This window comes from Paraburkholderia sp. JPY465, from assembly GCF_050436725.1.
Classification (GTDB): Bacteria; Pseudomonadota; Gammaproteobacteria; order Burkholderiales; family Burkholderiaceae; genus Paraburkholderia; species Paraburkholderia youngii.
Map to the genome: position 1 here is coordinate 155,537 of NZ_JBNDMT010000001.1, position 12,300 is coordinate 167,836.

General features: G+C 58.6%; 11 protein-coding genes and 5 pseudogenes. 9 read left to right on the forward strand and 7 right to left on the reverse strand.

Translation table 11 applies throughout. The features are described from left to right. Positions 1-9 precede the first annotated feature (9 nt). The gene (locus tag QFZ94_RS00765) at positions 10-984 is read left to right on the forward strand and encodes an IS630 family transposase (protein ID WP_429455267.1); all 975 of its coding nucleotides are present in this window, start codon (positions 10-12) and stop codon (positions 982-984) included. Between the two features lie 83 nt (positions 985-1,067). On the opposite strand, the pseudogene QFZ94_RS00770 reads toward QFZ94_RS00765, so the two are convergent. The 6 genes and pseudogenes from QFZ94_RS00770 to QFZ94_RS00795 form a co-directional block, all read right to left on the reverse strand. Beyond that, a pseudogene (locus QFZ94_RS00770) lies at positions 1,068-1,154 on the reverse strand (IS6 family transposase); the annotation flags it as partial. Between the two features lie 280 nt (positions 1,155-1,434). Next, positions 1,435-2,443 (reverse strand): annotated as a pseudogene (locus tag QFZ94_RS00775) (IS110 family transposase). Positions 2,444-2,567: 124 nt separating this feature from the next. Next, positions 2,568-3,213, reverse strand: a pseudogene (locus QFZ94_RS00780) (IS6 family transposase); the annotation flags it as partial. A 101-nt stretch (positions 3,214-3,314) separates the two neighbouring features. Then, the gene (locus QFZ94_RS00785) at positions 3,315-4,034 is read right to left on the reverse strand and encodes an SDR family NAD(P)-dependent oxidoreductase (protein ID WP_429455269.1); all 720 of its coding nucleotides are present in this window, start codon (positions 4,032-4,034) and stop codon (positions 3,315-3,317) included. A 299-nt stretch (positions 4,035-4,333) separates the two neighbouring features. Next, positions 4,334-4,822: a hypothetical protein gene (locus QFZ94_RS00790; protein ID WP_429455252.1), complete on the reverse strand. Its 489-nt coding sequence runs from the start codon at positions 4,820-4,822 to the stop codon at positions 4,334-4,336. Positions 4,823-4,889: 67 nt separating this feature from the next. Continuing rightward, the gene (locus tag QFZ94_RS00795) at positions 4,890-5,504 is read right to left on the reverse strand and encodes a transposase (protein ID WP_429455250.1); all 615 of its coding nucleotides are present in this window, start codon (positions 5,502-5,504) and stop codon (positions 4,890-4,892) included. A 44-nt stretch (positions 5,505-5,548) separates the two neighbouring features. Between QFZ94_RS00795 and QFZ94_RS00800 the strand changes: the two are divergent. The 7 genes and pseudogenes from QFZ94_RS00800 to QFZ94_RS00830 all read left to right on the forward strand — a co-directional run. Further along, positions 5,549-5,968 (forward strand): annotated as a pseudogene (locus QFZ94_RS00800) (IS30 family transposase); the annotation flags it as partial. Positions 5,969-6,044: 76 nt separating this feature from the next. Next, positions 6,045-6,383 carry an integrase core domain-containing protein gene (locus QFZ94_RS00805; RefSeq protein ID WP_429455433.1) on the forward strand — a complete coding sequence of 113 codons (339 nt, stop codon included), beginning with the start codon at positions 6,045-6,047 and terminating at the stop codon, positions 6,381-6,383. A 97-nt stretch (positions 6,384-6,480) separates the two neighbouring features. Next, entirely contained in the window at positions 6,481-7,515 is a 1,035-nt protein-coding gene (locus QFZ94_RS00810; RefSeq protein ID WP_429455271.1) for an IS630 family transposase, read from the forward strand. A 367-nt stretch (positions 7,516-7,882) separates the two neighbouring features. Then, entirely contained in the window at positions 7,883-8,710 is an 828-nt protein-coding gene (locus tag QFZ94_RS00815) for a helix-turn-helix domain-containing protein (protein WP_429455273.1), read from the forward strand. A 299-nt stretch (positions 8,711-9,009) separates the two neighbouring features. Beyond that, positions 9,010-9,774, forward strand: coding sequence for an AvrPphF family type III effector (locus tag QFZ94_RS00820; RefSeq protein WP_429455275.1), 765 nt, complete (start codon positions 9,010-9,012; stop codon positions 9,772-9,774). Positions 9,775-9,966: 192 nt separating this feature from the next. Further along, positions 9,967-10,047: pseudogene (locus QFZ94_RS00825) on the forward strand (IS6 family transposase); the annotation flags it as partial. Positions 10,048-10,087: 40 nt separating this feature from the next. After that, complete coding sequence (locus QFZ94_RS00830; RefSeq protein ID WP_429455276.1) at positions 10,088-10,408, forward strand: helix-turn-helix domain-containing protein; 321 nt, start codon at positions 10,088-10,090, stop codon at positions 10,406-10,408. Between the two features lie 58 nt (positions 10,409-10,466). On the opposite strand, the gene QFZ94_RS00835 is transcribed toward QFZ94_RS00830, so the two are convergent. Beyond that, positions 10,467-10,838, reverse strand: coding sequence for a hypothetical protein (locus QFZ94_RS00835; RefSeq protein ID WP_429455109.1), 372 nt, complete (start codon positions 10,836-10,838; stop codon positions 10,467-10,469). A 164-nt stretch (positions 10,839-11,002) separates the two neighbouring features. Here QFZ94_RS00835 and QFZ94_RS00840 point away from each other — a divergent pair, with 164 nt between their 5' ends. Next, positions 11,003-12,268 carry an IS256 family transposase gene (locus QFZ94_RS00840; RefSeq protein ID WP_429455097.1) on the forward strand — a complete coding sequence of 422 codons (1,266 nt, stop codon included), beginning with the start codon at positions 11,003-11,005 and terminating at the stop codon, positions 12,266-12,268. Positions 12,269-12,300: the final 32 nt, after the last annotated feature.

Below are 12,300 nucleotides of genomic sequence, written 5' to 3' on the forward strand. Positions count from 1 at the left end.
GGAAGTAGTATGGAAAAGATCGACTCCCGAACCTTGCCGATGGCGGCACTGAATGAACGCCGTCGCCGCGCGGTGAAGATGCGCATCGAAGGCGTAGCGTTGAAAGAGGTGGCGCTGCGTTGCGAGATGTCGCCCACGACGGTGATTGCGGCCTGCAAGGCGTACGAGGCGGGCGGCTGGCGTGCCGTGGATGTCGGACCTCGCGGTCGTCCGTCGGGTACCGGACGCAGCCTGAGCGCAGATCAGGAGCGGGTCGTGCAGAAAATCATCCGGGACCGCACACCTGACCAGTTGAAAATGCCTTATGCCCTGTGGACCCGTCAGAGCGTGGCCGAAGTGATCGAACAACGGTTCGGCATCCGTGTGCCGGTTCGTACGATGGGGCTGTATCTGTCGCGCTGGGGCTTCACCCCGCAAAAGCCATTGAAGAAGGCTTATGAGCAATCGCCGGCGGCGATCAGGAAGTGGCTCGATGAAGACTATCCTGCCATTGCGCAGCGGGCCCAGGCTGAAGGAGCCGAAGTCCACTGGGGCGATGAAACCGGACTGCGCTCCGACGATGTTCGGGGCCGCGGTTACGCGCCCACGGGAAAGACACCGGTGCTCAAGGTCAACGCGAAGCGTGCCGGCCTGTCGGTCATCTCCACCGTGACGAATAAAGGACAGATGCGCTGGAAGATCTTCGACGGTGCGCTGAACACCGGCATCCTGATTGACTTCATGCGACGGCTGATCACCGGGGCGAAGAAAAAGATCTTCCTGATCCTGGACAATCTGCGTGTCCATCACGGCAAGGCCGTGATGGCCTGGCTGGACAGGCACCGCGACCGGATCGACCTCAAGCAAAGCGTCACACCGCGGGCGCCAACGCGTACCAGGCTGCAACTGGTCAAGGCCACCGCGCACCATTACAGGGTTGTGCAGAAGCAACCCGAACGCATCCGGCGATACTTCCAGCATGATCCTGTCCGTTATGCGGCTTGATTTCAACATTTTATTGCCCGATCAATAAGGTTCTGTTGCAGTAAGGGTGTCGGGACGAGAAATGTCGATATGATAAGTATTGCTTATAACACAAGGGAGTAAAACTGCTGGGAAGCAGACGACGGGTCTTTGCCCGCACATTTCATCTGTCCTTTCCTGATCATGTGCATGTATATGAACGCCTCCCGTTTGCCAAGGCTTTCGTTTGTTGTGACGGGCAGGATGGGTTGCCGCTGTATATACGGCCTTGCTGCAGCCGGTACATACGCTGCGGGCCTCTATGAAATCCGCTGACTCGCACCTCATTGACCTCACGAGCTCAAGGCTCTTATGCACATTCAGGTTTAGCGAGTTCCGGTCCAACCTGTTCTGTCATCACATTCGATTGCCAGCGCAACCTTCGACGCGTCATCCTGTGTGAAGTTAGTCTTCTGCGTGAACGCTGGCTATTCAGACCGGCTTCGCGCTCACGTGCCCCATCTGATACGACCGCTCGTGGGCGAGGATTGCCCAGATTGTTCGTGCCATCTTGTTGGCCAGCGCGACGATTACCACGTTCGGTGGCCTGCGCTTGCTGATCTGCTCGACCCACGAGCCGGGCTCCTTCGCGTGATACAACACGCTACGGGCACCGTGTATCAACAGCGTGCGCAGATACGTGTCGCCGCACCTGCTGATCCCCAGCAACGTCACCTTTCCGCCCGAGCCAGTCTGCTTTGGTACGAGACCGATCCAGGCTGCAAACTCGCGCCCTGACCTGAACGACTTCGCGTCGCCCGTTGTCGCCACTGCGGCAGTCGCCGTCAGCACACCAACGCCGGGGATCGCGGTAATCGCTTTGACCGCCTTGTCCTCCAGCATCCACTGACGCAGCCGCCGTTCGATCACGGCGATCTGGTCATCGAGCTTCGTCAACCCGTTCCACTGCTCGCGCAATGTGTCGATCAACACCATCGGCAGTCGATCCGTTATGCCGGCAAGCACCGCCGGCATCGCCTTATCGAGCGCAGCCCGGCCCTTACCCATCACCTCGCCGTATTCGGCCAGCAGTCCGCGCAAGCTGTTGATCTGCATCGTACGAAACTTGACCAGTTGCTGGCGCATCCTGTGCAGCGCCAGCACCGCTTGCTGGGCTTCGCTTTTTACCGCCACGGCCTTGCCTGGCTGCTGCACGGCCAGCCAGATCGCCCGGGCGTCTGCTGCATCGCTCTTGTTGCGGATGTTGGAACCCGGCCGGCATGAGCTTCACCTCGTGCCCCAGTTTCGTGAGTTGTCGTGCCCAATGCTGTGAACCACCGCAAGCTTCCATCCCGATCAGGCACGGCGCCCGGTTCACGAAGTGCTCGAGAAACTTGGCGCGCTTGATCTGCCGGTTCACAATCTCTCCAGTTTCCGCGTCCACGTAATGCACCTGAAACACGCGCTTGGCAATGTCGATCCCAACTGGCGTAAGCTTCATTTCGGATCCCTCCGGTTTTGCCTGTGAAGACCTGCATGATTTTCCATATTGGCACAGTGATGCCGTCGGCCCGTGAAGGGTCCATCCTCATCCTTAGTTCCACCGTTCACGGTTGGGAGGCGTTCATTCCATTGACCTCGATGCCGCCGAGAATGACCCTCGCACGGTGGAAGTTCTTGAATCCCAGCATCGGCCGGGTCCGGCGTTTGATAGCCCGATGGTCCTGTTCGACAATGTTGTTCAGGTACTTGATCTGACGGACCTTGATCGGCGTCTCGCGATCGGCATTCACCGCATCCAGTGCGGCCAGATTGGAGCCGCTTTTGTCGATGGTCACGGTCTCTGGCGTACCATTATGGGCGATCGCCTTTTCAAAGAACCGCCGGGCAGCGACCTTGTCCCGCCTGGCCCTGAGCAGGAAGTCGACCGTGTCGCCCGCCTTGTCCACTGCCCGGTAAAGATATTTCCACTCACCTTTGATCTTGATATAGCTCTCGTCCATTCGCCAGCTTTTCCCAACCGGACGCTTGTGCTTGCGCAAGCTCCTTCCGAAGAGCGGCAGCAGTTTGATGACCCAGCGGTACACCGTCGAATGATCCACCGCGATACCACGCTCGTCCATCATTTCCGCAAGATTGCGCAAACTCAGCGAATAGGCCACGTACCATCGCACGCACAGCAAAATCACTTCAAGCGGGTAGTGAAGGCGCTTTCAGGACCTTGGCCAAGCCCGGCGCGAGTGTGGTTCGCGGTGTCTTCGTCTTCTTCATCGCACAGCTCAAAAATTCGCTACCCAATTTTAACGTGGGCCTTACTGCAACAGAACCCTTCATTTTACTGCCACATCTCCAGCAACCTGCCAGTGCGCGGATCAGACGTGCTGCCCACCATTAATGTGAATCTCGGCACCGTTAATGTAGGATGAAGCCGGTTCCGAAAGGAAGTAGATTGTTTCAGCGACTTCTCGCGGGCCGCCAAGGCGGTGGAGCGGAATAGACTTACGAACGATCTCTTCCGTGCCCGGCGACAGGATCGACGTATCGATTTCACCGGGTGCGATCGCGTTCACACGTACGCCATGCGCTCCCAATTCATGCGCCATCTCTCGCGTCAACGCTGCAAGCGCAGCTTTCGACGCGGCGTAAGCCGTGCCGGCGAATGGATGGACATTCGCACCGGCGATGGATGTTACATTCACGATGACACCCTTCGCCTCGACCAGCTCAGGAAAAAGCGACCGTGCAAGCAGCGCGCTCGAGACGAGATTGACGTTGAGCACCGTCGTCCACGTGTGGATATCAGTTGTGAGCACGCCGAGTCGCGAGTGGTTCTCCCCCTTCGGAGAAATACCTGCATTGTTGACCAGTGCATGCAGTTTCCCATCGGGAAGCCGGTTTCTCGCTTCTTCTGCGACCTTTTCGATGGAATCGAGATCAGCTAGGTCGGCCTTGATGTGGGATCCCCTCGCAGCTGGCCATTTGCATTCCTCAGAAAATGGCTGGCGCGATACCGTAAGCACCCTCCAATTCCGCTCCTGAAATAGTTTCACCGTGGCGTGACCAATGCCCCGGCTCGCGCCGGTAAGCAGCATGCAACGGGTCGAATTATGCATGTTTTTTACCCAAGTGGTTGCGGGTTTCGGGGGGCTTTCTCCAGTTGTCCATTGAAGGGGCAAATGATGCACGAAGGCCCCGCATGGCAAGACGCGCCCCGCGAAGTAATGGCTCGAGGGGTTCTGTCGCGCTAAGGCCCGGGGATATTGCTTACAATCTTGATATGCGATTCAGCAGCGCCGATGTCACATCTGCGGGAAGATGTCGTCAAGTGTCCCCCATAGCCAACCGCGAGCACCCTGCCCAGGCGATCATGAGCGCGCGGACGCACGACCGATCAGTCCGATGTCCGGATCCGAATTTCTTCCAGAGAGTCGAATAGCAATTGTTGCGCTTCTTCCTTCGATTCGACGCCAAGCATCACTGCACCGAACGAGCCGTCATTGTGAAACATCAGTATGTGCGCCTTGGCCGTTTTGCCCTTTTTAAAGCGATCCACAAGCTTTCTGTAACCCGTCAGTGCCGATCCCGACGAAAACAACGTCTCATCCGGGCGCCAGTTGTCGATATGTCCACCCCACCAGTATGTGTCGGCGTGACCAATAAGCGCGACGACCACACGACGATTCGCCGGCACCAGCCCAGCATGTAGAATCGCCTCTTCCAATGGGAGCGTTACCCGCATTGCTTTCATCCGGCTAGAAAAGTTTATAGGGCCGAGGGCTCCGATCGCTGCGACCGATGCGGGCAACCGACCACCAATGACACCGTTGATGATGTCGTCATATCTTGCCGCCGATGCAAGGCAACCCGAAGCATTGCACAACAATGCGAATTGTCGTCATTGAGGGGCTTTGTCCGGATGGGTACAAGTTCCCGTGCCATGGACGCGACTATGCATTTTTGACGCAAACCGGTTTGCCGAAGGCATTCCACCGGTTCAGCAGGTTGGCGATGATTACGCCTTCGCCTTCCTGCGACGCAAGCTCCTGCGTCAGCAGGCGCTCGCCGATGCAGCGTTTGATGCGCGAGATCTGTGCCTCGACCAGCGAGCGCACACCGTAGCCGTATTTCTTCTGAAATGCATAGATGCCTTTGTCCTCGATGTATCCGACGATCTGGTCATGCCGGCGGGTTCGCTGCTCGCCGTGTACGACAGCGTGAGCTGGCGGTGGGATGACGGGCGTCACGCCCGCGCCTGAAAGCGCTTCGGTACGCTCGATGCTGTAGTACGCGCCATCGGCAATCACCCGGTCCATCGGCACATCAGCGGGCAGCACGGCGTCCATTCCTTCGCGGTCCGATACTGCTGTAGTGGTGATGCGGATCGCGTGTACGTTCATGTCAGCGTCGATCGACAGATGCATCTTGCGCCACGGCGTGCGCGCGGCATTCTGACCGTACTTTTCCTCGTACCACTGGCTCGCCCGCCCAAAGCTCAATCCCGTGTTGTCGACGATGAGACTGATCGCCCCGCCGCGCGCGAGACGTCGGCCAGCTGTTCGCAACGCTGCGTGACGCTCACCTCCAGTGAAGCGAACCGTTCGCCCAGCTGACTCGCGAGGAGGGCTACGGGCTGATTCCCAGAACGAAGAATGGTCCTGCGCTGGCTGGCTACGGAGCTGTCACGATGGCCAATGCGCTCAAGAAGACCGTGACTGACCTGCCCGCCCAGTTGTGGCGGTCATTGACCTGGGATCGTGGCAAAGAACTATCCGATCACGCCCGTTTCACGGTCGAGTCCGGGGTACAGGTATTCTTCGCCGACCCGCACAGTCCATGGCAGCGCGGCACGAACGAGAACACGAACGGTCTCTTGCGACAATACTTCCCAAAGGGTACAGACCTGTCCCGGTGGAGCGCTCGAGAAATCCAGGCCGTTGCCAATGCACTGAATACCAGACCCCGGAAAACACTTGGTTGGAAGACACCTGCCGAAGCACTGGACGAATACCTGAGGTCTGCTCAATAATCGAGTGTTGCGACGACCGGTTGAATCCGCCCAATACACGTCCATAGCGTTCGGACGACGTTGTCGCGAGGCCGGCGTGCAACCTTCAATGGGGACGGCCCGCGACGCCTACGACAACGCGATGTGTGAGTCGTTCTTCGGCACACTTGAAGCCGAACTGCTCTGTCGCGAACACTTCGCGACCCACGAACTGGCAAGGCGGCGTGTGTTCTCATTCCTCGAAGGCTGGTACAACGTACGCCGCCTGCACAGCAGCATCGGTTATTGCTCGCCGCTCGAATTTGAAAATCTGCATGCGCCACATCAACCGGCATCGCAGCGCGGGTTGTCCACCGCCGGGCAGCGTCATGGTCGAGAGAAGCGACCCGCTGCCCGTCCGTGGACAACCCGCTACTCAACGCCCAATGGAGGCTAAATCACATTCAATCTCTGACTGCAGATCTGTCCGCTGAACCGGGTCAACTTCAGATACTGACCGGTGCACCAAATACTGCCCTGTGCGTTAGAGAGGTATGAATACGCAAACTGATGCAAGGAAGCTGGGCGAGGCAACGCAGGCGCACCTGAGGAAGATGGTGGTGCAAGCGGTGCGTAGCGGCATGACGCGAGTGGAAGCGGCTCGAACGTATGGCGTTAGCCTGCGTGCGGTGGGCAACTGGATGAAGTTGGCACGAGAGGGTGGCTTGAGGGCACTGAGGTCCGGCAAGCGTGGCCGTCGGCACGGAAGCGGCCACCTGACTCATCCACAAGCCGTGAAAATGCGCAAGCTTATCATCGAGCGCATGCCCGACCAGCTTGCGCTGCCGTTCTACCTGTGGACCCGCGAATCGGTGGCAAAGCTGATTGAGCGCGAGTGCGGCGTGAAAGTGTCGAAGTGGACGGCGGGCCGATACCTCAAGGCATGGGGCATGACCGCCCAGAAACCTGTTCGACGCGCGTACGAGAGAAAGGACGAGGAAATCGAGCGCTGGCTGAACGAGGACTATCCGGGCATTGCGAAAGAGGCGAAGCAGGAAGGGGCAACCATCTATTGGGGCGACGAAATGGGCTTGCGCAGCGACCACGTGAGCGGTACCAGCTTTGCCCTGAAGGGCGAAACGCCGGTCGTCAGGGCGACCGGAAAGCGCTTCGGCTGCAACATGATTTCTGCGATCACGAATCGTGGAGAACTGAGCTTTATGGTCTTCGAAGGGACGTTCAAAAACGCGACCTTCATCGATTTCCTGAAACGCCTGCTCAAGCAGGCCACGCGCATGATCTACCTGATCGTCGATGGGCATCCTGTGCACCGGTCCAAAGCAGTCAAGCGGTACGTCGCCGATAACGCTGCACATCTGCGCCTGATCCGGTTGCCGGGGTATTGCCCCGAGCTCAATCCTGACGAGCTGCTCAACCAGGACGTCAAAACCAACGCGCTCGGCAAAAGCCGACCGGCGACCAAGGCGGAACTGATCGGCGCGATCCGGCGACACCTGCATCGCCGACAGAAGGAGCCTCACATGATTCGCAACCTCTTTAAAGAAAAACATGTCCGGTACGCAGCCTGAGAAGAGGCACTATTTGATGCACCAGTCAGTATCCATCGCTCGCGTGGCGAGTATTGAAGAATCCTGCGACCGCAGGGCGCTCGTTCCAACACGTTGCCTGGTTGCAAGATTCTTCAAGACCGATGGATGCCCGGCCTGGTAGCTTGAAGAAGACGCGCGGCGTAAAGTTCACGCGATCCCCCGAACTGGCGACAAGCTTCGCCGCAGAAAATGAGGTTACGCCAGCGCTCAGCGCAATCGACAAGGATTCGGTATCGTTTACGTGACGGTTCCTCTTCTCCAATAAGGAATTGGCTCGCTCAGGCGATCTGTCTCGCCTGTACGCCATGCGTCGAGGAACGCATCTGGAATCTGATTCGAGGTAAAGATGTCGCATGACAGCAGGGTCAAGGTTTGGCGGATGACGGACCTGCACGACGCGGAAATGCTCAAGGGTACTTACGTTCGACATATGTATCCGTGGCACTCTCATGAGGAAATAAGCCTGGGTCTGGTGCTCGAGGGGGCAATCGACTTGCGCACGCGCTCGCATCAGGGCATTGCCAAAGCAGGCTCTTTCACACTGATCAACGCGGAGGAAGCCCACTACGGCACGCCGGTGGATGGTGGAGGCTGGCGTTGGAGAACGATCCACATCAATCGCGGGATGGTGCACAACACCGCGGCGGAATTGCGAGGGAACTCGCCCGCGTCCAGCATCGCGTTCCTCGGTCCAACTTTCGACGACCCTGATGCCGCTCGCGAATTGCTTGCATTGCACCGTTGCTCCGAGGCAGACTCGTCCACGCTCGAGCGTCAATCGTGGTTAGTCACGCTGATCGTGAGACTGCTGCTGCGGCACTCGGAGGCCGTGGTCGCCGTTCCTGCTCGCGCGCGGGAACCCCGTGCGGTCAAACTGGTGCGCGATTATCTGGTCGAAAATCTGGGGGACAAGGTCACTTTGGAGGAGCTGGCGGCGACGTCGGGCGTTCCGCCGTTTCGGCTTCTACGCGCCTTCCAGCAATCGGTCGGACTGACGCCTCATGCTTATCAGATACAGACGAGAATCCGTGAAGCATGTCAAATGTTGCGTTTGCAGCGCTCGCTTGCCGACATCGCTATCGCCACAGGGTTTGCGGACCAGGCCCATCTGACCCGCACTTTTAAGGCGATCATGGGCATGACGCCGGGTCAGTATCGCGATGCATTCCGTTAGACAAATGACGACAGGGAAAACCTGAGCCGCTATCAAGTCGCGATACGGCTGGTCAGGAAACCGCACTAGCTACTTCGCGTCCATGGCACGGGAACTCGTACCCATCCGGACAAAGCCCCGCTCCTGCGTCAGCCTGACAGGGCCCTTGTGATGGCAATTCGACCGTATCTTGGCCGGATCCCATCTTCGCTGCGCTCCTGTGTCATCAATTTCGCCCAGAAAATTGATGCCCTCAGATCATTTAGTATTATCTAAACTATAGTCATCATCGGTTTGCTTATGCCGGGTGGTGGGAAGTAATGTTCCCGGCTCTTTCTGAGGTAAATCCTATGGGGTGTATTGTTTCAAAATCAAGTGGCTCCGATAATTTTGACCAACATGTTTCGCCTCCAGACGCTCCCGTACATCAGTCCACCTCGCAGCATCTGCACATTAGTGCCGCTTCCTCTCCCGAGTTGCAGCGGCTACGGGATCTGGGGAACCAAAGGGCCGATACCTCCCGCCCAGTCACGGTTGGCGCGAGTGCGCGAGTTAGAATCGGCGGAAAGCACTATACGTCAATTAATGCCATCCCTCAGGTGCACCGTGATGATCTACTCAATATTCACGACCCTGTTCGCACGCTTAACCTCACCGACGATTCTGTTTTTTATCGCGCAAGTGAAAGCAAGTGGGTAAAGAATGGTCGCATATCCGGGAATCCAAAATCGTATGCGATGGTTACAAATCACCATGCCGTGAGGGAAAATCCGAGACACGCAGCGATGGAAAGGAGTGGCTATCAGGGGTGGACACTTCCGTATGAGCCAATACAAATGCGTGCCCATGAACTGGGGCAACCTATTCTCAACGTCATGTTTGGTACCAATGCGGAGCGGCAGGCACGAGGGTACGCTGAGCGACCCGGTCGAACAATGATTGCGATGACACTCGGTGACTTCCGCAGGGCGGGTGGCGGAGACGTCTACTTCGACGTGAGCGCGGTCGTGAATGATGGAGTTACTCACGCTTTGGTTGTCACCTTGCCAAAAAAGGCCTCGGTGCCGGTTATGACCTGTGATTAAGAGTCGAGGTGGAGGACGCTTCGGCGATCGCTGCGCCGTAGCAGGCGATTCCCACGAAATTGAGCGTTGAGCAGTTCGAGCAGTTTGTCTGGCCGCACCTGGGCCGCGGCCGACGTGGACTGTCCCCCCACGCTACCGTTGCACAAGATGCTCAACTACGTCCTGAAGGTGCTCTATATCGGCTGTCAGTGGAAGTTGCTGCCCGCTCTGGAAAAGGCATTTCGACGTCGCAAGCGCGCAGTCGGCAGGAGCTGGCGCGTGGATGAGACTTACTGACATGTGCGCCAAATAGTGCGTGATGCGTTATACGAGTATGAAGACGAAAAATGATGCTCGAAAGTTGGACGGAGCCAGGCAAGCACACATGAGAAAAATGGTTGTGCAGGCGGTGCGTGGCGGGATGACGCAGACTGCGGCGGCAAACATCTACGGTGTGAGCCTGCGAGCGGTGAGCAAATGGATGAAGCTCTCGCGCGAAGGCGGATGGAGCGCGCTGAGGCCAGGCAAGCGCGGCCGCCAACCAGGAAGTGGCCGGCTCGGCCGGCTCAATCACACCCAGGCCGTGAGAATCCGCGGCGTGGTTCAAAAAGCGCGATTTTTGCGTTACACAGACGAGCGGAAGCAGCCTGCGTAAGAAAGCAGGAATAGTAAGGAATGCGGTTCAAATGGAGGCCGGCGACGACCTGCCGATATCAGGTTCGCTGAGGCTGGAGTGGGCCGAATCCGAGCAGCGTCAGCCAGTGATCGTGAGGCTTGCGGCTCATCAGTTCCCTCGGGCTCTTTCCAGTTCGCTCAGGGCATCGGCTGCGGGCAAAGCGGCGATGGTTGAAGACAAACTGCAGCAGACCAAGCCAGGCCCGCCCGCCCTTCAGATGACGCCGGTTGGTCAGGTAGACGCGCAGTCGCGAGTTGAGATTTTCGACCAGCGAGCTGCTGCGTGGTGTGCTATGCAGCGCCCCGGATACGGCGGCGTAGACGCCGTGAAACGGGCGGCCGATGCGGGCTAGCAGGCGATTCCACCCTTGCCAGAACGCACTCGACGTTTCGGACTTGCGATGCAGCATGCAGACCTCGCGCACGAGATGGCGCGCCACGTTGTGCGTGAGCTATTGTCGAATCTGGTGTACAGCGGGAGCGGCGGGAATTTGAGAAGGCGGTGGCGGTCTAGCGAGAATGTTGCTTGTCAAAGGCACAACCAGCGAACCCGAGAAGGCCGGACCCGACCACCATGAAGAAGATTACGCAAGAAGCGAACAGCAGTAAAGCGCAAACGAAAAGCGTGCTAGATGAGCTGATCCAGCAAGGCGCGCGGCAGATCATTCAGCAGGCAGTCGAGGTGGAACTGGCGACCATGCTCGAACAGTACAGCAACGTGAAGTCGATCGACGGCCGGCGTGCCGTGGTGCGCAACGGCTACCTGCCCGAGCGCGAGGTCGTCACAGCGATCGGTCCGGTGACGGTTCAGGTGCCGAAGGTGCGGGATCGTTCGGGCTCGGGCATCCGGTTCAATTCGACGATCGTGCCGCCGTACGTGCGCAAGTCCGCGCGCGTGTCGGCAGCGCTGCCGTGGCTGTACCTGCGAGGCATCTCGACGGGCGACATGAGCGAAGCCATGGGCATCATGCTGGGCGGCCAGGTCAGCGGCATGTCGCCGAACGTCGTGAGCCGGCTGAAGGCCCAATGGGCCGATGAGCATGAGCAGTGGAATCGGCGTGAGCTGTCGTCGGCGCGCTGGGTCTACTGGTGGGCCGACGGCATTCACACCGGTGTGCGCAGCGACGATTCCGACGGCCAGTGCCTGCTGGTGATCGTTGGCGTCAAACCGGACGGGACGAAGGAACGTGTGGCCATCGGTGACGGCTACCGGGAATCGAAGGCATCGTGGAGCGAACTGCTGCTCGATCTGAAGAAGCGCGGCCTGCCGTCGGGGCCACTGCTGGCCTGCGGCGATGGCGCGATGGGATTCTGGGCCGCGATGGAGGAAGTGTTCCCGCAGACGAAGCATCAGCGCTGCTGGTTTCACAAGATGGGTAACGTGCTCAATGCGCTGCCGAAATCGCAGCAGGCTCGAGGCAAGAAGGCGATGCAGGACATCTGGATGGCGGCCACGCGCGCTGATGCACTGGCCGCATTCAATCACTTCGTCGACGCGTACTCGGCAAAGTACCCGAAGGTCGCCGAAAAGCTGACGGAAGATCGTGACGAGCTGCTCGCGTTTTACGATTTCCCGGCTGAACACTGGCAGCATCTGCGCACCACGAACCCGATTGAATCGACCTTTGCGACGGTGCGCCATCGCACGAAACGCACGCGCAACTGTGTATCGCGCGCGACGTTCCTCGGGCTGGCGTTCAAGCTGATCGAGTCGGCCGAAGAATCGTGGCGGCGCATCCGCGCCCCGGAAAAGCTCACTTCGATGCTTGACGGGATGACGTTCAAGGATGGAGAACCGGTGACCGACAGCACACCGGCTCAGCAATCGCTAGCCGCCTGATTACGCCGAGACCGCATACACCAGATTTGACT

Bases quoted from the DNA above. Each gene is read 5' to 3' on its own strand.
- QFZ94_RS00765 (WP_429455267.1), top strand. From the start codon at position 10: ATGGAAAAGATCGACTCCCGAACCTTGCCGATGGCGGCACTGAATGAA.
- QFZ94_RS00785 (WP_429455269.1), bottom strand. From the start codon at position 4,034: ATGCTGCTTACCGGCGCGAGCCGGGGCATTGGTCACGCCACGGTGAAA.
- QFZ94_RS00810 (WP_429455271.1), top strand. From the start codon at position 6,481: ATGAATACGCAAACTGATGCAAGGAAGCTGGGCGAGGCAACGCAGGCG.
- QFZ94_RS00815 (WP_429455273.1), top strand. From the start codon at position 7,883: ATGTCGCATGACAGCAGGGTCAAGGTTTGGCGGATGACGGACCTGCAC.
- QFZ94_RS00820 (WP_429455275.1), top strand. From the start codon at position 9,010: ATGTTCCCGGCTCTTTCTGAGGTAAATCCTATGGGGTGTATTGTTTCA.
- QFZ94_RS00830 (WP_429455276.1), top strand. From the start codon at position 10,088: ATGAAGACGAAAAATGATGCTCGAAAGTTGGACGGAGCCAGGCAAGCA.
- QFZ94_RS00835 (WP_429455109.1), bottom strand. From the start codon at position 10,838: ATGCTGCATCGCAAGTCCGAAACGTCGAGTGCGTTCTGGCAAGGGTGG.
- QFZ94_RS00840 (WP_429455097.1), top strand. From the start codon at position 11,003: ATGAAGAAGATTACGCAAGAAGCGAACAGCAGTAAAGCGCAAACGAAA.